This is a genomic window from Micromonospora cremea, from assembly GCF_900143515.1.
GTDB classification, from domain to species: domain Bacteria; phylum Actinomycetota; class Actinomycetes; order Mycobacteriales; family Micromonosporaceae; genus Micromonospora; species Micromonospora cremea.
On sequence record NZ_FSQT01000001.1, the window covers coordinates 246,749 to 265,688 of the forward strand.

The 18,940-nt window shown below is 69.0% G+C and carries 18 protein-coding genes and 1 pseudogene; 10 read left to right on the plus strand and 9 right to left on the minus strand.

Features of this window, described 5'->3' with window-relative positions; genetic code table 11:
* Positions 1 to 4: 4 nt before the first annotated feature.
* From BUS84_RS37035 to BUS84_RS01090, 3 genes are all read left to right on the plus strand, one after another.
* A complete protein-coding gene (locus tag BUS84_RS37035) occupies positions 5 to 739 on the plus strand; it encodes a tyrosine-type recombinase/integrase (protein WP_084756990.1) in 735 nt (244 codons plus the stop codon).
* A gap of 68 nt (positions 740 to 807) precedes the next feature.
* Positions 808 to 1,149, plus strand: a complete 342-nt coding sequence (locus tag BUS84_RS01085) for a hypothetical protein (RefSeq protein ID WP_074307976.1) — start codon at positions 808 to 810, stop codon at positions 1,147 to 1,149.
* Positions 1,150 to 1,368: 219 nt separating this feature from the next.
* Entirely contained in the window at positions 1,369 to 1,854 is a 486-nt protein-coding gene (locus BUS84_RS01090) for a hypothetical protein (protein WP_074307978.1), read from the plus strand.
* A gap of 426 nt (positions 1,855 to 2,280) precedes the next feature.
* On the opposite strand, the gene BUS84_RS01095 is transcribed toward BUS84_RS01090, so the two are convergent.
* The gene (locus BUS84_RS01095; RefSeq protein WP_074307981.1) at positions 2,281 to 2,523 is read right to left on the minus strand and encodes a carbon-nitrogen hydrolase family protein; all 243 of its coding nucleotides are present in this window, start codon (positions 2,521 to 2,523) and stop codon (positions 2,281 to 2,283) included.
* A 145-nt stretch (positions 2,524 to 2,668) separates the two neighbouring features.
* On the opposite strand from BUS84_RS01095, the pseudogene BUS84_RS01100 reads away from it, so the two are divergent.
* The 3 genes and pseudogenes from BUS84_RS01100 (at position 2,669) to BUS84_RS01110 (ending at position 5,288) form a co-directional block, all read left to right on the plus strand.
* Positions 2,669 to 3,449, plus strand: a pseudogene (locus tag BUS84_RS01100) (transposase family protein).
* Positions 3,450 to 3,576: 127 nt separating this feature from the next.
* Positions 3,577 to 4,092 (plus strand): SigE family RNA polymerase sigma factor, encoded by a 516-nt coding sequence (locus BUS84_RS01105; protein WP_074307983.1) that lies wholly within the window; start codon positions 3,577 to 3,579, stop codon positions 4,090 to 4,092.
* On the plus strand, positions 4,089 to 5,288 hold the full coding sequence (locus BUS84_RS01110; protein ID WP_074307986.1) for a hypothetical protein: 1,200 nt from the start codon (positions 4,089 to 4,091) through the stop codon (positions 5,286 to 5,288). The genes BUS84_RS01105 and BUS84_RS01110 overlap by 4 nt, the downstream gene beginning before the upstream one ends.
* Positions 5,289 to 5,492: 204 nt before the next feature.
* Here the strand turns inward: BUS84_RS01110 and BUS84_RS01115 are convergent, their stop codons facing one another.
* Together BUS84_RS01115 and BUS84_RS01120 are read right to left on the minus strand one after the other, a co-directional pair.
* Entirely contained in the window at positions 5,493 to 6,149 is a 657-nt protein-coding gene (locus BUS84_RS01115; RefSeq protein WP_074307989.1) for a response regulator transcription factor, read from the minus strand.
* 50 nt (positions 6,150 to 6,199) lie between these two features.
* Entirely contained in the window at positions 6,200 to 7,345 is a 1,146-nt protein-coding gene (locus tag BUS84_RS01120) for a sensor histidine kinase (protein WP_074307992.1), read from the minus strand.
* 86 nt (positions 7,346 to 7,431) lie between these two features.
* On the opposite strand from BUS84_RS01120, the gene BUS84_RS01125 reads away from it, so the two are divergent.
* Positions 7,432 to 8,919: a DUF1349 domain-containing protein gene (locus tag BUS84_RS01125; RefSeq protein ID WP_074307995.1), complete on the plus strand. Its 1,488-nt coding sequence runs from the start codon at positions 7,432 to 7,434 to the stop codon at positions 8,917 to 8,919.
* Between the two features lie 382 nt (positions 8,920 to 9,301).
* On the opposite strand, the gene BUS84_RS01130 is transcribed toward BUS84_RS01125, so the two are convergent.
* Positions 9,302 to 10,027, minus strand: coding sequence for a transposase (locus BUS84_RS01130; RefSeq protein WP_074307998.1), 726 nt, complete (start codon positions 10,025 to 10,027; stop codon positions 9,302 to 9,304).
* Positions 10,005 to 10,583, minus strand: a complete 579-nt coding sequence (locus BUS84_RS01135; protein ID WP_244298523.1) for an IS110 family transposase — start codon at positions 10,581 to 10,583, stop codon at positions 10,005 to 10,007. The genes BUS84_RS01130 and BUS84_RS01135 overlap by 23 nt, the downstream gene beginning before the upstream one ends.
* A 272-nt stretch (positions 10,584 to 10,855) precedes the next feature.
* Between BUS84_RS01135 and BUS84_RS01140 the strand changes: the two genes are divergently transcribed.
* From BUS84_RS01140 to BUS84_RS01150, 3 genes are all read left to right on the plus strand, one after another.
* Positions 10,856 to 11,770: an SMI1/KNR4 family protein gene (locus BUS84_RS01140; RefSeq protein ID WP_244298304.1), complete on the plus strand. Its 915-nt coding sequence runs from the start codon at positions 10,856 to 10,858 to the stop codon at positions 11,768 to 11,770.
* A gap of 538 nt (positions 11,771 to 12,308) precedes the next feature.
* Positions 12,309 to 12,968, plus strand: a complete 660-nt coding sequence (locus BUS84_RS01145) for an HAD family hydrolase (RefSeq protein WP_074311870.1) — start codon at positions 12,309 to 12,311, stop codon at positions 12,966 to 12,968.
* Positions 12,969 to 13,246: 278 nt separating this feature from the next.
* The gene (locus BUS84_RS01150) at positions 13,247 to 14,686 is read left to right on the plus strand and encodes a M20/M25/M40 family metallo-hydrolase (RefSeq protein ID WP_074308008.1); all 1,440 of its coding nucleotides are present in this window, start codon (positions 13,247 to 13,249) and stop codon (positions 14,684 to 14,686) included.
* A gap of 721 nt (positions 14,687 to 15,407) precedes the next feature.
* Here the strand turns inward: BUS84_RS01150 and BUS84_RS01155 are convergent.
* The 4 genes from BUS84_RS01155 to BUS84_RS01170 form a co-directional block, all read right to left on the minus strand.
* Positions 15,408 to 16,160, minus strand: a complete 753-nt coding sequence (locus BUS84_RS01155) for a tyrosine-type recombinase/integrase (RefSeq protein WP_244298305.1) — start codon at positions 16,158 to 16,160, stop codon at positions 15,408 to 15,410.
* 220 nt (positions 16,161 to 16,380) lie between these two features.
* Entirely contained in the window at positions 16,381 to 17,040 is a 660-nt protein-coding gene (locus BUS84_RS01160; RefSeq protein ID WP_143728138.1) for an NAD(P)-dependent oxidoreductase, read from the minus strand.
* Positions 17,041 to 17,079: 39 nt separating this feature from the next.
* Complete coding sequence (locus BUS84_RS01165) at positions 17,080 to 18,288, minus strand: FAD-dependent oxidoreductase (RefSeq protein WP_074308015.1); 1,209 nt, start codon at positions 18,286 to 18,288, stop codon at positions 17,080 to 17,082.
* The gene (locus BUS84_RS01170; protein WP_074311872.1) at positions 18,285 to 18,911 is read right to left on the minus strand and encodes a PadR family transcriptional regulator; all 627 of its coding nucleotides are present in this window, start codon (positions 18,909 to 18,911) and stop codon (positions 18,285 to 18,287) included. Before BUS84_RS01170 ends, BUS84_RS01165 begins: the two co-directional genes overlap by 4 nt.
* Positions 18,912 to 18,940 lie beyond the last annotated feature (29 nt).

Genomic DNA, 18,940 nt, shown 5'->3' on the forward strand with positions numbered 1-18,940 from the left:
TCGCGTGGACATCGAGCGGTATGTGCGCTGGCTGCAGGACGTACGCCGCTTCCAGCCCTCGACCGTTTCCCGCCGGCTGTCGGTGGTGGTTGGCTTCTACCGCGTCTGCGTCATCGACGGCATCCTGCCGCACTCACCGGCCGACTACGTCCGCAGACCGGTAGTGCCACCCGAATCACCCACTCTCGGGTTGGGCCATCTACAGTTCGAAGCTCTGATCACCACGGCACGGCAGTCGGCCAACCCGAACGACTTCGCGCTGATCGCCATGCTCGGACTCCTCGGGTTGCGGATCTTCGAAGCCTGCGGTGCGAACATTGGCGACCTCGGTGAGGAGCACGGCCATCGCGTCCTGCGGGTGCGCGGCAAGGGCGGCAAGGTCGTCCTCATCCCGCTGCCGCCCGCGGTGGCCAGGGCCGTGGACCGTGCGGTCGACGGGCGCCTCGATGGTCCGATCCTGCGCAACACCCTCGGGGCGCGGATGGACCGGCATGCCGCAACCCGCCGGCTCAAGCACCTCGCTGCCAGCGCCGGGATCCGGATGCCGAGGATGCACCCGCACATGCTGCGCTACACCTTCGTCACCACCATGCTCGACGCTGGCGTGAGCCTGCGCGACGTGCAGATCGCCGCCCGCCACGCCGATCCGCGGACGACCATGCGCTACGACCGCGCCCGCAAGAACCTCGACCGACACCCCAACTACATCCTCGCCGCCTACATGGCCTCCGGAACGTGACGTGGCGACGTGCGACTCTGCCGATGAGCGTGCGTTCGGGGCTCTGCACGAGCGTCTAGGCTGAACCGGTGACGTATCCCGCGGATAGCCCGGTCGTCGCCGTACGCGTCGAGCGGGCCGGCGAGCAGTACCAGATCGACATGCGCCGGGCCGACGGTGAGATGACCGTCGTCCACGGGGCCACCGTCACCGGCGGCCTGCGCCACCCCGGCGAGGTGCTGATCCACCTCCTTGCCCACGGCGTGCCAATGGATGACGCGGCGCACTGTGTCGAGAAGTTGGAACCCAATTTAGACCCGTGGGCGGAGCTGACACGGCGCTCAGAGACCGACATGGCGGCGTGGCGCCTAGCCGATCATTTACGCCGCGAGGAACTCAAGGCTCAATTCCGCCGAGACCGCGGGGTCTGAAGGCAGCGCACGCTCATGCCGCGATCCGCGCTCAATGAAGTGCGTTATATCGCCCGCGTTATCAATCGGAAGTCCCGACACTTCCAACGGTGAACACGCCGACGGACCGGCGACGAGACCATACGGGCGACGGCCCTCAAGCGCACACGCTCCGACGAGCGTCGCGCCGCCGCCGGGACCGATCGCTATGATGCCGGGCGGACCAGGGGAGGAGACAACATGGCGCTGACCGTGCGGGTCCGGCCGAACGCCGCGTCCCTGTCGTTCCTACTGCTCGGCGCGGCGCTGATCGTGATCGGGGCAATGAGCGGCGGCGTGCTGGGCCTGGCGCTGGTCGTGTGGGGCGCGGTCTTCGCGGTGCTGCTCGGTTACCCGGTGGCGGCCAGCACGTTGTTGCGGGTGCCGGCGGTGGTGGTCGGTCCGGACGGGATCCGGCTGCCGCTGATGGGTGTCCGGCTCGAATGGCCCGAGATCGCCGAGGTGCGGCCGGGCGTCAAGATGCGCGGCCGGACACAGACCCCCGTGCTGCTGGTGGTACCCACCGACCCGGTCGCCACGGTCTCGCAGGCGCGCTGGTGGCTGCGCTGGGAGGCCCGCAACGATTTGGCCTCGCTCGGCGCCCCGGTGGTCATTGACGACCGCTCCCTCGATCACACCCTCACCGAGATCAGGTCCGCGGTCAGCGCCCACGCACCCGCCCGCTGAGGTGGATCGGGCCGCCGATTCCACCAGTCAGCGGCCCGCAATGCCCGTTCCCGCAGAGGTCAATTCGCCCGTCGGCGCGGGGGCACTTGAGCCAGTTCACGCTCGCCAACAGGTCGGAGAGCTACACCCGCGAGATGCTGCGTGCGACGTTGCCGCGCAAGCAAACGCACTGACATGCCGCGATCCGCGCGGTCATGCCGAGATGAGTGCACGGACAGGGCTTGGTGAAGAGGCTTGCCCGGAGCGGGCGGTGGACACGGCATCTTCTGGGTCGTGAAGCGCCGAGAACCGCGAAAACCTAGTGATGGAGCTGGAGGACGCCGCCCGCCGAGCACGGTTCCTGATCCGATACAGCGACGGACGCGGTAGGGCGTCACGGACGCCGCTCGGTTCACGCTGAACCAGATCCAAGACTCATCGACGGATTCAGATCACGGCGAGGATGACCAGCGCGGCGGTCATCATCACGCAGCACCACGCGAACCAGTCGCCGAACCGGCCGTAGGCGGTCTTCACCTCCGGCATGGGGACGACCGCGTCCAGCGAGACGCCTTGGGCGGTATCCGCCTCGGCGATCACCCGACCGTATGCGTCGCTGATCGTAGCCAGCCCACCGCGAGCGATGCGAGCCAGCGCGAGCCCGGACTCCACACCTCGTACCACCGCCATCCCGACTGTGCAACCAGCCGTCACTGTCGAAGTCCCATGCGGGCGCAAGTATCATTCGCGCGCCGCCGTGACGATACGCCCTGGCTAAGGGACGTCTCGTAACCCCGATGTCTGTCCGTTGAGGATGATCGGTCAGGATGCCTGGGTGCAGGTGATCACCGCAGCCCACCCTGAGTGGATCGTTTCCGTTCACCGGGCTGCAGCCCGCCCAGTTCCGCCGGCTGGTCCGTCTGGTAGCCGAGCGTGGCGGTGGTGCGATCGCTGATGGCCGGCCGGGCCGGCAGTGGGCCTTGGACCTGCCGGATCGGGTGTTGCTGGTGGCGGCGTACTGGCGCACCAACCTGACGATGCGCCAGATCGGGCCGCTGTTCGGGGTGTCGCACTCGGCTGCGCACCGGGTCATTGACGCCCTCGGCCCGCTGCTCGCTCTGGCGCCGGTGCGCCGGCGCCCGGTCGAGCAGATCGCCATCGTCGACGGCACTCTGATCCCTACCCGTGATCACCGCCTGGCCGCCCGGAGCAAAAACTACCGGTACTCGACGAACCTGCAGGTCGCCATTGACGCCTCCACCCGCCTGGTCGTCGCCGTCGGCGATCCGCAGCCCGGCAACCGCAACGACACGATCGTCTACCGCAGCTCAGGCATCCAGGAGAAGCTGGACGGGCGGCCTGTGATGGCCGACGGCGGCTACCGCGGCAACCCCGAGGTGATCATCCCGTACCGCAAGCCCGCCGACGGCAGCGACCTGCCGCACTGGAAGCAAGCCCTCAACGTCGAACACCGGACCGTTCGAGCAGGGGTCGAACATGCCTTGGCCAGGATGAAGTGCTTCAAGATCCTGCGCGACTACCGCCGCGCCGCCCACACATTGGCCGACGCCGCTTCCGGCATCGCCAACCTCCACAACATCATCCTCGCTGGCTGACCACCGACCCGGCGCCGGGCAACGCCTTCACACAGTTACGAGACGTCCCTTAGTAGGCCGACGGACAACCGATCGGTAAGTGGCTGCGTCCTTCATTCGAGCGGTCGGATTGGCTGGTGGAGGTTCGATGGACGAGGTTGCCGAAGACGCGTTCCGGGGGTTTGTCGCAGCGCGTTCGGCGGCGTTGCTGCGCAGCGCGTACCTGCTGGTCGGCGACCGGGGCAGGGCCGAGGACCTGCTGCAGACGGTGCTCGTCAAGACGTATGTCAAGTGGCCGCGTATCCGAGACCCCGCTGCGGTCGAGGGGTATGTGCGACGCGCGATGGTCAATACCGCGACGTCGTGGTGGCGGGGCCGGTCGCACCGAGAACGACTGGTCGACACGCTGCCTGAGCGCGGCGACGCGGACGAGATGGATGCGCGGCTGGAGCGCGACACGATGTGGCAGCACCTGCGGGCCCTGCCCGTGAAGCAGCGCGCCGTGCTGGTGCTGCGCTACTACGAGGGCATGGCCGAAGCGGAGATCGCCGAGGTGTTGGACATCTCGCGCGGCACGGTAAAAAGCCACGCATCGCGAGGCCTTGCCGCGCTGCGCCGACAGCTACACGAAGAAGACGCGGAGAAGGAGGCGGTGACGCCGTGAATGACCGGCTGGATGATCGGCTTGGCCGCACGCTGGAGCGTCGGGCCGGCCTGATCGTGGACGGACCGCGGTTCTCCGCGGAGGAGATTGTGCAGGCCGGGCGGGCAGCGGCTCGGCGGCGGACCTCGCAGATGTGGATATCGGCCGCGGCGGTGGTTGGCGTCACCGTGCTGGCAAGCGTGGCCGCGCCCACCGTGGTCGACTCGGTGCCACAGCCGGCCCACCCGGCGCCGGTCGCGTCCAGGCCCACCACGCCGCCGCGCGGCCTGCCCACACGCTGCCCGGTCGAACGGCTGGCGGTGCCGGCACGCAGCATCATGGACATGGTGATCGGGATGGACCCGACCGGGCGCTACATCGTGGGTCGGACCAACCCAGGTGGCAAAAGCCCAATACTCGACATGCTGATCTGGGACAACGGCCTGCTCCATGTGGTTCACGTGCCCGGGGACCAGCAACTACCCACCGACATCAACACCAGCGGCGTGGCGGTTGGCGTCAGCGGTACCACGGGTGAACAGGCCTGGATGTACCGCGACGGCGCGGCGACGTATCTGCCGGGCCAGCGCCCTACCAGGGCCAACGCCATCAATGATGGCGGTGTGGTGGTCGGTTCGGCCGGCCGTGGACAGCCCGTGGTGTGGCGATCACCGTCGACCGAGCCGACCGTGCTGCCGATGCCGAGCGGCGCCTGGGAGGGTGAGGCGAGGGACATCGCCGCCGACGGCACGATCGTCGGCACGCTCAACCGCCAGGGCGCCAGCATGCCGCAGGCGTATGCCTGGTTGCCCAACGGCACGCTCAGAAAACTACGGCTACCGGTCATTGACGGCGCGAAGGCCACCACGTCGCGCGCCATGTCCATCTCGGACGGCTGGGTCGCAGGTACCGCGAGGGGCCCGCACGGCGATGTCCCGACGCGGTGGAACCTGCGCACCGGGGAGGTCCAGACCTTCCCAGAGATGAGCATCGGCGGCCGGAGCGTCAGCGCCGACGGCTGGCTCGTTGGGAACAACCGGGAAGGGCGGGCGGTGCTCGCCAGCCACCCGGGCACGCTGACACTGCCGGACCTGAACAACCACAACAGCAGCCTGGCCAACTACGCCGTGGCGATCAGCCGGAACGGTCACCTCATCGCGGGCGACGGATCGCCCGCCGGCGACCTACCCGTCCCGGTGATCTGGCGCTGCGGGTGACAGCCCGCACACCCCACCCGCGGCAACGCACTCATCGAGCCGCTGATGGGGCCTTGGTGAATCCGCGTGCGGGACACGTCCGACTTTGCCGAGATGAGTGTGTCGGCTCGTCCAGTTAGGGTGTCACGCTCGAATCATTCGCCTGGGTGCCGTTGTGTGTGGGGGGGGGGGGGGGGGGGGGGGGGGGGGGGGGGGGGGGGGGGATTAGGCGATCCGGTAGCCGATTCCTGGCGTCGTCGCGATGACTGGTGGACCGCCGAGTTTGCGCCGCAGCCGGCCCACCGTCACTGTAACGGTGTTGGTGAACGGGTCGGCGTTCTCGTCCCAGACCTGTTCGAGCAGGGTCTCGGTGCTCAGGAAGCCCGGGCTTGCCCGCAGCAGCGCCTCCAGCACGGCGAACTCCTTCACCGAGAGGTTGAGTTGCCGTCCGTCGCGAACGGCGGTCCGGCGTATCGGGTCTAGCTCGATCCCGGCTGCGTGCAGCGTCCGGGGCCGGGCGTCTGGCTTGCGGCGGGCCAGCGCGTGGATGCGCAGGATCAGCTCCGGGAAGTGGAAGGGTTTGGCGAGATAGTCGTCCGCGCCCAGGGTCAGCCCGCTGACCCGGTCGCCGGGCGCGCTCGCCGCGGTCAGCATCAGCACCATCGGTCGGTCTGCCCGCTCGGTGATCATCTGGCACAGCGTGTCGCCGTGGAGGCCGGGCAGGTCCCGGTCCAGGACCACCACGTCGTGCGCGGTGAGGTCGAGCTTGGCGGCGGCGGTCAGCCCGTCGTGGGCGAGGTCGACGGCCATTCCCTGGTCGCGCAGCCCTTCCGCGACGACCTCGGCGAGTGCGTGATCGTCTTCGACGACGAGAATCCTCATGCCGACCTACCTTCCAACCAGGAAGACCGCGGCATGCCGCGCTCTGCACGTCATGCCGCCGGTACCTTCGCGACCGGAAACGTGATCGTTACGCGCAGGCCGCCCTCCGGCCGGGCGAGCAGGATGAGCCGGCCGCTGTGGGCGGCGGCAACGCCGGCCACAATGGACAGGCCTAGTCCCGAGGAGCCGGTGCGCTCGTCGCCGAGCCGCTCGAAGGGCTGCGTCAGCCGGTCGACCTCCCGCTGGTCGAGGACGCGCCCGCCGGTTTCGACGACGAGCACCGTCTCCTCCTCGCTCGCGGACCCGGTGATTCCGATCCATCCGCCGTTCTCGTTGTGCGTTACGGCGTTGTCGACGACGTTCTCCACTAACCGCGCCAGCAGCGCCGGGCTGCCCTGGGTCGCCGTTCCCGGCGGCACGTCCACCGTTACGCTCAGCCGCTTCGTCTCCACGTCGGCGTACCTGTCGCACAGTGCCGCGCCGATGAGGTCGCCGAGGTCGACCGGGGCGGCGTCGGCCAGCGCGCCGTGCTGTGCCCGGGCCAGCACGAGGAACCCGTCGAGCAGGTGATCGACCCGGTCCAGTTGCGTACGCAGGCGGTCCGCGAGCGCCACCGTCGAGGCGGCCGGGTCGGGCTTGGCGACCGCGACGTCCAGCGACGCCCGCATGGTCGTCAGCGGCGTACGCAGCTCATGGGAGGCGTTGGCGACGAAGCGGCGCTGTGCGGCGAACGACACTTCGAGCCGTTCGAGCAGTTCGTCGATGGTGTCGGCGAGGTCTTTCACCTCGTCGGCCGGGCCGATGACGGCAAGCCGCCGGTCCAGGCTGTCGGCGGAGATGCGCCGCGTGGCGCTGGTGATGATCCGCAGCGGCCGCAGGACGCGCCTAGCCAGCGCCCGGCCGAGCAGCAGTGACACGACGGCCATCACGATCAGCGCCACCAGCGAACCGGCGAGCAGCTGACTGGCCTGCTGCGCGTGCACCTCGGCCAGCTGGTCCTCCAGCTCCCGGATGCGCTGCTGCGCCACAGCGAAGCTGCCGTGGGCGGGGGGATTCCCGGCGGGGGCGACGCTGCTCAGGCTGCCGTCAGAGAGCAGAAAGGTCAGGCCGAGCAGCCCGACACCCGACAGGAGGAACACAACGGCGTACAGGATCGTGAACCTTACCCCCACGGTCCCGTTGCGCAGCCTGATCATGCCTCCAGCATGCCTTGGAAGACCTAACAACAGCATGACAGAGCCGGTTCGGGCCGTGTTACGCGCCGATCCGTAAAACGGACGGCATGTCGACCACTGAACTCCTCCGGCGGGAATGGACCGCATTCCGCCGCCCGGGCCGCCTGATCGCCCTGGCCGCCGCGGCCCTCACCGTCATCGCGCTGGGCCTGCTGTTCACCTCCGGCACCCGTGCGTCCTGCGACGGGCCCTGCCCGGCCGCTCCCGTCGCCGGCGACGGCTCCATCGTCAGCGACCGGTTCTGGTTCCTGCATCGCGACCTGGGCCGCGAGGGGAGCATCACGGTACGGATGACCTTGATGACCGGGACGATCACCTATCCCCCGCCGAACCACGACCAGATCGTGTCCGGGCTGGTGCCGTGGGCGAAGGCCGGGATCATCGTCAAGGACGGCGTGCGGCAGGGCTCGCACTACGCGGCGCTCATGATGACCGGCAGCCACGGCGTGCGCTTCCAGTACGACTACAAGCACGACGTCGCCGGAGGTTCAGGCGGCGTCTCGGAGCAGTCCCCGCGCTGGCTGCGCCTGACCCGCTCGGGCGACACCATCACTGGTTCCGAGTCGGCCGACGGCGAGCAGTGGCACACCGTCGGAACGGCGAAGCTCGACGGGCTGCCGGACAACGTGCAGGTCGGCCTCTTCGCCACGTCCCCTGGCGACCTCACGCTCCGGGAAATCGGCCTCGGCGGCGCTATCGAGGAGGTCCGGTTCACCCAGGCCGTCGGCGTCTTCGACAACGTCGCCGTCGAGGGCGGCGCCACCGGCGCGTGGGCCAGCGACTCGATCGGCCAGATGAACCACACCGACTGGGAGAAGTACCACAACGCTTCCGGAGCCGTGGAAAAGGACGACGTCATCACGGTCAGCGGCACCGGCGACATTGGGCCGTTCAGCGACGAGGGCGCGCGGAGCGTCGAGAACACCTTGCTCGGCCTGACGGTCGCGCTGATCATCGTGCTCATCGCCGCGGCCCGCTACGGCGCCCGCACGGCTCGCGAGACGGCCTCCCGGCGGGTGATCGCCACCCGGGCGGCCGTCGTCGGGGCGGCCACCTTCGTCACCGGTCTGGTCGCCGTCGGCGTCGTCCTCCCGACGAGCATGGCGATCCTGAAGGGCAACGGCATCCCGGTGCAGCCTGTGCCGGTGCTGACCGGCGCTCGGGTGATCGTCGGCGTCGCGGCGGTGCTCGCCCTCTGCGCCGTCCTCGCGTACGGGCTCGGCGTGTGGCTGCGCCGTGTCTGGGCAGCAATCCTCATCGGACTGTCGCTGGCAGCCCTGCCCTACGCCGTCGCGGCGTTCCCGCTACTGCCCGACACACTCTCCGAGTGGCTGCTGCGGCTCACCCCGGCCGCAGGCTTCGCCGTCAAGCAGACGATGGTGGAGTATCCGCAGGTGACCGCGCATTATGCGCCGTCGGCCGGGTACTTCCCGCTCCCCGGGTGGGCCGGGCTCGCCGTGCTCTGCGCGTACACCGTGATCGTGATGCGGATGGCCGTCGGCCGCAAGCAGGCTGCGCACACCGACTGGCGATAGTGGACGGCGCGGGGGCACGGCCCCCGCATCGTCTCAGACTACGAGGAGGACGACGCCGTCGGCGTCGGCGAGGTGCTCCGTGAGCGGGAAGCAGCCCGCCGCCAGCGGCTGGTCCCTGCGCGACTACATGAGTGGCCGGTAGGACTTGCCAAGATCAGGCACACTGTCATCAGCGTAAGTCGTTTTGGTCAAGCTTCTGGTCGGTGCCTCGGCCGTCGTCTGTCCCTGCATAGCGGTGATGGGGTTGGTCCCCGGCAGCGTGTAATCGGGTTGATGAGACGACGGGCCGGGGCTGCCCATGATGACAGGCGAGGTCACAGTGCGTGTCTCAATGCCGCGTAGGGCTCGCCCCGGCCGTCAGCTTGAACGCCGCGACGAAGAATCAGGCGGCTAGAGCCACCTGCCTGCGGTGGTGGCTGCCGTAGGTGGCGATGTCGGCGTTCCACGCTCGTCCGGTGGTGATGACGGCGTGCAACTGGCGCAGGATCGCCGCGGCGATGACGGTCTGGGCTTGGGTCGCCGTGAGCTTGTTGGTCTCCCGGGTGGTCAAATGCTGGTAGCGGGCGGCATAGACGGCATTGCTGCGCTGGGCGCCCCAGACTGCCCGCCAGGCGGCCAGACGCAGCGCGGGTCGGCCCTGGCCGGTGAGTTTGGTGCGGCCGACGAACGTGCCGGACAGTTTCTCCCGCGGTGCGAGGCCGGCGTGCTTGACCAGGGCGCGGGCGGTGGCGAACCGGTTCGGGTCACCCGTCTCGGCGAGGATCGCCGCGGCGCCGACGGCCGATAGGCCGGGGAGGGAGGTGGCCAGATCGGTCAGCTTGAGCTCGTCGAGGACGCGGGTCATCCGGGTCTCGGTGTCGGTGAGCTTGTCGGTGGCGGTGTGCCAGTCCTGCAGCAGGAACGCGACCCGCTCCAGTGCACCGGGCCGGTGGGCGATCACCCCGGTGGGGTCGGCCAAGGCGGTGAACAGGTGCCGCAGGATGCGCAGCGAGGGTTTGCACCCGCCGCGGCGGGTGATCTCACGGCGCACGGCCTGCTCGAACCGGGCCGCACCGAGGCGTCGGGTGCGGGCGAGGTCGCCGCCGTCACGCTGGCAGATCACCGTCATCGCTGCAGCCCAGGTGCGCCGACCGAAACGGCTGCTTGGCGGTATCGAGCGCGGCGGGCCAGACACACTCGAGCAGGGCGCGAATCTGCTGGACCTGGCTGACCATCTCGATGATGAGCTGTTCGCGGCGGGCGCCCAGATGCCGCAGCCGGCCCCAGGTCTCATCGATCGGCTCCGGCACGTAGCAGCGCAGCTGCGCGGTCAGCCGAGCGATGAGCACAGCGTCCTTCTCATCGGTTTTGTCCGAGGTCAGGTCCTCGCTGCGCCGCGCCCACGAGGTCAGCATCGGCTGCACGCACACGAACGGCATCGCCCGGTCCGCAGCGAGCTGGCCGAGGACCCGCCAGCGGTGCCCGGTCGGCTCGCACGCCACCGTCACCCCCGCCCAGCCTTTCGCCGCGGCCCGCTCGGCGGCCCAGTCCAACACTGCCCCGAGATTCCAGGCGCGGCAGCGGAATGTCTTACGGGCCAACACTTTCGAGTCGTGATCGGTGACTACGACCATCTGCTTCGCGTCGGCCAAGTCGATCCCCACGATCGCGTTGGTCACCGGCACCAACGCCCGCAGCCGAGCAAGCCGCGCGTTGCGGTTGCGATCACCCCGGGACACACCGCTACCGTTACCCATGAACGTCCTCCTCCTGCGATGGGACACCAAGCCCGACAAGCGCATCAGGGGGACGTTCCTACGTCCTGCATCGACACGCAGAACGTCTTTCTATGCCGCGGAGCGAGCGTCACGTTGCGCGATGGCCGTGCGGTGCGCTCGACGTGCGCGGACATGCCGAAGAGCGGATGTCGGTGGAAAGCGGTGGGGCCGGATGACGGGTGCCACGCCAGCCGTGCAAGATACCGTTTGTGCGTAGGGAGCGTCTGAGCTTCTCCGTTGAGTCGGTCCAGGCAGTGCCGGGAGGCTGGCGGCTGGAGGGTGAGCCGGATTATCACCCGCGGCATCGGGATCGCCCGGGAGACCGCTTCGACCGTGCCTGCCGCGAGCACGGCCGCAAGCCGCGGGATGTGGACCTGGTCGTGGTTGAGCTCACCGGGTCATTCGCCATCGTCACCGGCGTCGGTGGCGACCTACTCAGGCCCGACGACATCGTCTCCGGCGAGCGTCTCGTCGACGACAGCGGCCGGGCCGGCGAAAGGCTCCAGCCGCCGGTTGATGCCACTGAACGCCTGTCCCAGATTCTGGGTCTGCCAGCGCTCGCCACGGCAGCCGAGACCGGATGCGACTGGTCGCCGGCCGAGACAGAGCTGGGCGTTGTGCTTCCGGACGACTACAAGATGTTCGTCGACGCGTACGGCGCCGGCTCCGTCGATGACCAGGTCATCGTCTGCGCCCCTGACGCGGCCCACGACTGGGCGGACCTGGTGCAACACAACACCTGGGCGCACGAGTGCGTCCGCCTCGACTTCGCGGGGCCCGGCAGCTGGTCCGGAGACTGGCCGCTGGGTGACGCATCGCGTTGGACACCGAACCGTGAAGATGTCCCGTCCTGGTTCGAGCCCGGTGACAACCTGATCTCGTGGGGGAGCTCCGTCAACGGTGACTTCCTCTTCTGGCACGTCAGGCACGGCACGGCGCCTTACGACTGGCCTGTGGTGCTGAAGGAACGAGGGCCGTACTGGGAGCAGTACCGCGTCGGATTCTCCGCGACACTGGTCGGCCTGCTCACCGGCGAAATTCAATCCGAGTACCTCAGCCGTTGGCTCGGCGGACCGCACTCCTACGCTCTCTGACGACGTGATCGTGGCTTACAGCCACCTTCACACTCATGTGCACTGATCTGCCGCGATGAGCGCGGCCCTGTCGCGGACTGTGAGCGCCTCCGCGATGCGTCTTGAAGATCATGTCAAGCGTCTGGTGGGCCGCGAGTGTCAAGCACGTCACGTGACGGGACACGGCCCAGACCGCCCAGACCGCATTTGCGTTGCCGAATTCCGCTCTATCAGATCAAGGCGGCCCGCAAGCGGGCCGCGCCGGCCCGGCCCCGGCCTGCTGGCGACCTCCGGCCGGCATCGGCCGGGCCGGCCGGCCACACTGACAGACGCAGGATCTTTGAAGACCTCGGGGCTCCGCCCCGAACCCCGACCCTCCTCAGAGATGCCGCCACGGATCACCTCGCCGGGCACCACAAGGGCTACCAGCCTCCCGGGACGGGGCCAAGGTCGTTCGTCCGGTAGGGCGCTCCACCTTGTCCCCGTCCCGGGAGGCTGGACGGTCTGACGACTGCCCGACGAGGAGATCCGCTCTACCCGCCCGGTACGGTTGTTGACCATGCAGCGGTTGGCGCTTTTCGATCTCGACAACACGCTCGTGGACCGTTCGGAAGCATTCCGGCGCTGGGCGGTCGAGTTCTGCGCCGATCGCGAACTGCCGGACGACGCGTTGGCCTGGCTGATCGCTACGGATCAGGACGGGACCGTGCCCCGTGACTGGTTCTTCGGCGAGGTGACGGAGCGTTTCGGACTGGCATCGGCGGAAGACACATGGAGGCAGTACCGACGCCGGATGCCGGAGTTGGTGAGCTGCCGCCAAGAGGTGCTGAGGTCGCTGACGCTACTGCGTGACGAGGGCTGGACGGTGGCGATCGTGACCAACGGCCAGGCCGACAACCAGTTGGGCAAGATCAGGCGTACCGGACTGGACCGATGCGTCGATGCCTGGGCAGTGTCCGGAGAGCTGGGTATCCGGAAGCCAGCATGCGAGATCTTTGAGGCGGCGGCCCGTGGGTGCGGCCTCGATCTGCTGCGCGGGGGCTGGGCGATCGGTGACAGCCCTGTACTTGATGTCGAGGGTGGCCGCGCGGCAGGACTTGCCACCCTTTGGGTCAGTCGAGGGAAGGAATGGCCGGCGGAACTCACCCCGCCGGACCGCACCGTCACGGACGTAGTGGCCGCTGTCGAGGTACTGCGAGGCGAGGACTCCGGCCTGTAGCTGTACAGCCATCCGTACAGCCAAGACCACCTGCTGACGCCGACGCCACCCGACAACGGCAGACGCGCCGACCAGGCACGCAGCTACCTGACCAGCCATCCGTGATCTTCTTCTAACCCCAAGGCCGTCATGGGCCATCCACGGGCCAGTAAGCGGGGTGCGCAGCGGTCATGAGCGGGCACGAGCGGCCGAAACCGCACCGAGGCGCTCAAACGTCCGGGTCGCGTGAACGGCCGAAAACATTGACAGTTTTCGCGTCGACTGATCACTATACGTGAATGACTTCCTCAGAGCCGCTCGGCGTCCGACCCACGAAGCCGAGCCGACGCGCCTTCCTGTCCGCCTCCGCCGCCACGGCCGCCGCCGCCATCGCCGTACCGCTGATCGCCGAGCCGACCCGCGCCGGCGCATCCGCCGACGGCACCGGCCCCGGCCAGCCGATCACCCCGCAGCCGCCGGACCCCGAGCTGCTCGACCTGCTCCGGGAAGTCGACGAGCAGCGGATCGAGGCGATCATCCGCCGGCTCGCCGCCTTCGGCACCCGGCACACCCTGTCCAGCCAGGACGACCCGGTTCGCGGGATCGGCGCGGCCCGGGACTGGATCTATCAGCAGATGCAGGGCTACGCGGCCCTCTCCGGCGGGCGGATGACCGTGGAGTTGCAGTCCTACATCCAGCAGCCGGCCTCCCGGATCCCGGTTCCGACCCGGATCACCAACGTGGTCGCCACCCTGCACGGTGAGACCAACCCGGAGCGGATATACGTCGTCACCGGCCACTACGACTCACGCTGCAGCGACGTGATGGACTTCACCAGCGACTCGCCCGGGGCCGACGACGACGCCTCCGGCGTGGCGGTCGCGATGGAGCTGGCCCGGGTGATGGCGACCCGGCGGCCCAAGGCGACCATCGTCTTCGCCGCCGTCGCCGGTGAGGAGCAGGGCCTCTACGGCTCCGATTACATGGCCGCACAGTTCAAGGCGGCCAACGCCGACATACAGGGCATGTTCAGCTGTGACATCGTCGGCAGCGGCAAGGGCGACGACGGCGAGCAGAGCGACCCGCGCACGGTCCGGCTCTTCGCCGAGGGCGTGCCGACCTCGGAGACGTCGGCGCAGGCGAACACCCGGCGGTCGGTCGGCGGCGAAAACGACGGGGCGAGCCGGCAGCTCGCCCGGTTCGTGACCGATGTCGCGCAAAACGGCGCCACCGGAATGAACGTCCGGGTGATCTACCGCCGGGACCGCTATGGGCGCGGCAGCGACCACATCTCGTTCCTGGAGCAGGGCTACCCGGCCGCCCGGTTCACCGAGCCGATCGAGGACTTCGCCCACCAACACCAGGACGTCCGGGTGGAGGACGGCAAGCAGTTCGGCGACCTGCCGGAGTTCTGCGACTTCGCGTTCATCACCCGGGTTGCCAAGGTCAACGGCGCGGCGCTCTGGTCGCTGTCTCAGGCCCCCGGTACGCCGAAGGGGGCCAGGATGAGCTCCAGCCAGTCGAACGACACCGAACTGCGCTGGCTGCGCGGCACCGAGCCGGACCTCGCCGGTTACGAGATCGTCTGGCGGGAGACGACCTCGCCGGATTGGACCCACGTCATTCCGGTCGGCGACGTCACCACGGCGACCATCATCAACCTGTCCAAGGACAACATCTTCTTCGGCGTCCGGGCCGTCGACCGGGACGGCCACCGCAGCCCGGTCGCCTTCACGTAACCGGGCAGCTGATCCGCCTTCCGCTGGCCAGCTGGTGCTACCGCTGGTGACCGGATCGGAGATCCGCGACCGGGGCGGGCGGGAGACCCGCACACCCCGGTCGCGGCACTCCGGCGGGACGCTGGCCGGGCCGAGCCCGGATCGAGCGGGCCCGACCCGGATCGACGCGAGGCGGGATCATGAGCGCCGACGAGCCGACAGCAGTCTTGATCTTTGCAAGGCAGGGGAGCGGCGTGCCCGTTGCGTGCCCGTTGGCACGGAAGCCGAGGGTCAATGGCGGTCAGCTCCTGGGCGTGGGTGCCGGCATGGCGATGCAGGTCAAGCCAGGTCATTGCCGAACGACTTCCGCCCATGTCCACACTTCCTAAACCGTGATGCTGAGCGGGGGTCAGGTGACCCCAGCTTGACCCCAGCGGAGCGCAACGCCGCGCCGTCCCAGGAACGCCGGCACCAAGCCGGCGGCGAGGTGATCGGCAGGGCCGCCCGCCACGCTCGCTCCCACGGATCAGAGGACCCGCCGGGCCATCCACGGGCCACAACGTGGTGTCACCGGGGGCCAAACCAGGCCACCTGAGAGCGCGTTGAACAGGCGTATCGCCACGCTCCGAGCCGATCTTGTGAGATTCCCAAGCTGACAGTGCGGGTTCGATTCCCGTCACCCGCTCCAGCGTGAGGCCCCAGCTCAGGACATGTTTCCTGGCTGGGGCCTCATCCGTTGCTATCACTCGTTGCGCTTACCGTGCCCGCTACGTGCCCGATCCTGGCTCTTCTTGATCTGCGAAGTGAGCGCGTCGGCGATCTGCTTGTCCTGCTCGCGGGCGGTGTGCTGGTAGATCATCGCGGTGCGGGTGGAGGCGTGGCCCATGCGCGCCATCAGGTCGGCGAGGCTTGCCCCGGTCCGCGAGGCGAGGGTGTTGCCGGTGTGCCGCAGGTCGTGAAAGTGGAAACCGGGCAGGCCGACCGCCGCCACGGACACCCGCCAATTGCTGGTGCGCTGAAAGTTGGAGCGGCGCAGTACCGCGCCGGTCGCGCCAATGAATACGAGCGCGTCCTGGTCCTCGTCGACGAAGTCATCCAGGTGCGCGCGCACATCTCGGCGGATGGCCGCAGGGATGGTGACGGTTCGCATGCCGGCATCGGTCTTGGGCGGGCCGAAAAGAAGGGTGCCGTCTTGGCGCTCGACCAGAGTCGCGCGGACCGTCAGGGTCTGACAGCGCGAGTCGAAGTCGCGACGGCGCAGGGCCGCCAGTTCTCCGTATCGGAGGCGGGCGAAGGCGGCAAGCACGATGAGGACGCGGAGGCGTCCGGGAACGATGTCGGCGAGATGGAAGACCTGGGCGACGGTGGCAGTCGGCCGCTCCGTGGGCCGTTCGATGCCCGCGCCCTGGATGCGGCAGGGGTCGCGCCGGATCAGTTCGTCGTCAACGGCGGTATTCAGGACGGCGCGAAGAAGGCGGTACGCCTTGGCCGTCATTGTGGCGCTCACCCCGTCAGCGAGGAGGTCCGCGCGCCAAGCCCGAATCGCACCGGGCGTCAGATCAGTTCAGTAAGGAAGTAGTCGCCGAGCCCAGGCGCGTGCCCCCGGCATCCGCTTCTGCCGATGAGCGGATGGGCAGCGTCGGTCGCCGGGTTGGGGGTCGGGCGGTCGTATCGGTGCCGGGTTCGCATCTGCGTCGCAGTCCTGGCCCGGACTCTCAACGGGTACCGGCGATGTTGATCGCGGTCTTGGCGAGGGTTTCGTCTTTGACGATGTCGAGCAGTGCTGCGGCCGCGTCGGTGCGTGTGATCGCGAAGGGTCGGTCCAGTAGGGCGCGGCTGGTGTAAAACGTCCCGTGTGGAGGCTTGTCGGTCAGCCGGTTGAGACGCGCGATGGTCCAGTCCAGGCTGCTCGTGGAGACGATGTCCTCCATCGCGGCGCAGTCGGCGTATGCGTCGGCAAACACCAGCTTGAGCAGCGCGATGGGCAGTCGCGGCTTAGTGGCGACGATGGGGTAGACGCTGGTGACTACCAGACGCCGGACGCCGGTCGCGGACATCGTGTCGGTGACGGTGCGGGCGACGTCGGCGACGTGGTGCGGGCCTTTGCGGGAGGCCGCGGCGATGATGGCGACGACCGCGTCGGCGTCGGCGACGGCGGTGCGAACGGCGTCCGGATCACGTCCGTCACCGGCCACGACGGCCGCCAGCGCCGCCGGGTCGGCGATGGTATCGGGACGGCGGGTGAACGCGGTGATCCGGTGGCCGCGGCGGATACCCTCGGCCAAGACTTGGCGGCCGGTACGGCCGGTGGATCCGAAGATGGTGAGTCTCATCTGGCCTCCCATAATGGGTCTGTCGTCGGCGACGGCGGGCACCGGTCGCCGGTCGGTGTGGTTCAGCCGATGTGACGGCGGTCAGGCAGCCGCGAGGGTGGGGCTGTCCCAGTCGATGTGGTAGTCGTAGGTCTGCTTGAGTGCTTTGCTGTCGGCGGTCATCTTCAGGATCATCGGCAGCGTGGCGTCGCGGAACGCCCTGGCGACGGGGCCGGCGGCCTTGCTGTTGTTGATGCGGGCGGCCCATTTGATGATGCGTTCGACCCGGGGCCGGCGCGCCGCCTCGTACCCGGCGAACGCCGCCTGCGGGTCGGGCAGGTCGCGCAGGCATTTGGCGAGCACGACAGCGTCCTCTATGGACAGCGAGGCGCCCTGTCCGGAGGTGGGCGAGGGGGCGTGCGCGGCGTCCCCGATGATGACCATCCGTCCGTTGTGCCAGGCGGGCAGGTGCGGGACGGCGTGGATGGGGCTCATCCTCGCCATCTCGAGTGTGGCCTGGATGAGCGGGACGGCGGGCCCGGCGTCCTCGGCGTAGAGCCGCAGCAGCCGGCGTCGCCATTCTTCGCCGCTGATGGCCCTCATCTCGCCGCAGGCGGGCTCGTCGCGGCGGGGCACGTTGGCAAACCACCACACCTCCCCGTTCGGGGCCATGGCGTAGCCGAAGAATGCGCGTTTGCCGAAGATCATCTCGTAGCTGCCGGGCTCGGTGTCCACCCGCACGCCGCGCACGTAGCCACCGTTGGTGAGCAGCCCGGCGTAGGTCGGAGCGGGCGCGGCGGGATCGATGATGCGCCGGACGGTGGAGTGGACGCCGTCGCAGCCGATGAGCACGTCGCCGACAGCCTCGCTACCGTCGGCGAACACCGCCCGTACCCCGCCGCCGGTCTCCTCGGCCGCGACCAAGCGCTTGCCGTGCTCAATGCGCACGCCCCGGCTGCTAGCCTCCTCGTGAAGCACCCGGTACAGGTCGGCGCGCTTGATGGTCTGGCTGGTCGTACCGTCGGGCAGCGACTGGCCGGTGCGGCTCTCGCCGAGGTGCTTGCCGGTACGGCTGCGCAGCGTGATCGCTGGGCTGGGGAACCCCGCGGCCAGGGCACCCCTGTCCGCGCCGAGGACACGTAGCGCGTCAACCCCGTTGGAACCCAGGGTGAGGAACACGCCGATGCCGTCGGCGCGGGCGGGGTGGGCCTCGTAGACCACGGGGTCGATGCCGGCCTTCTGCAGCGCGACTGCGGCGACTGGGCCGGCGATGCCGCCGCCGATGACCAGCGCGGTCCGTGTACGGGTCATGACTGCTGCCTTTCCTCGTTGGGAGCGGGCTCGCCGTGGAACTCGGCCCACATGAGACCCCAGCCGGTCTCCGGATTGGTGATCTGTTCGATGAACCGCTCGATGAACGACGACTCGGCCTCCAGCAGGGTGAGCCGGTACTCCTCCTCTACCAGGAACAGCCCGGGCACGCCTGTGGCCAGCGTGTCGCCGACCATGGTGCGGATTTCGGTGCACTGCTCGGCGAGCAGGTCAAGCCGCCGGCGCAGCAGCGTGAGAACCTCGCTGGGGGGCAGCGCCGCGATCAGCGAGAGCGCGGCGACGAAGTGCGGGTACTCGTGTTGCGGCTGCTCGATGAGCTCGCGCAGCCAGTCGCGCAACTCGTGCCGGCCGGCGTCAGTGAGCGCGTACACGGTGCGTTCCGGGCGCTGCCCCTCGCGGCTCGTTTCCTGCTCGACAATGAAGCCGGCCTTCGCCAACTGCCCGACCACCATGTACAGCGAGCCGTGGTTGAACTTGATGCTTCGGGCGTCGCCGTTCTCGCGCAGTGAGCGACTCAGCTCGTACGGGTGCATGGGCCGCTGGGTCAGGTAGGACAGCACGGCCAGCGCCAGCAGGTTGCCGACCTTCCGCTTCTTCGCCATATCTTCCTCCGCCATGCGTGCCGCGCGCC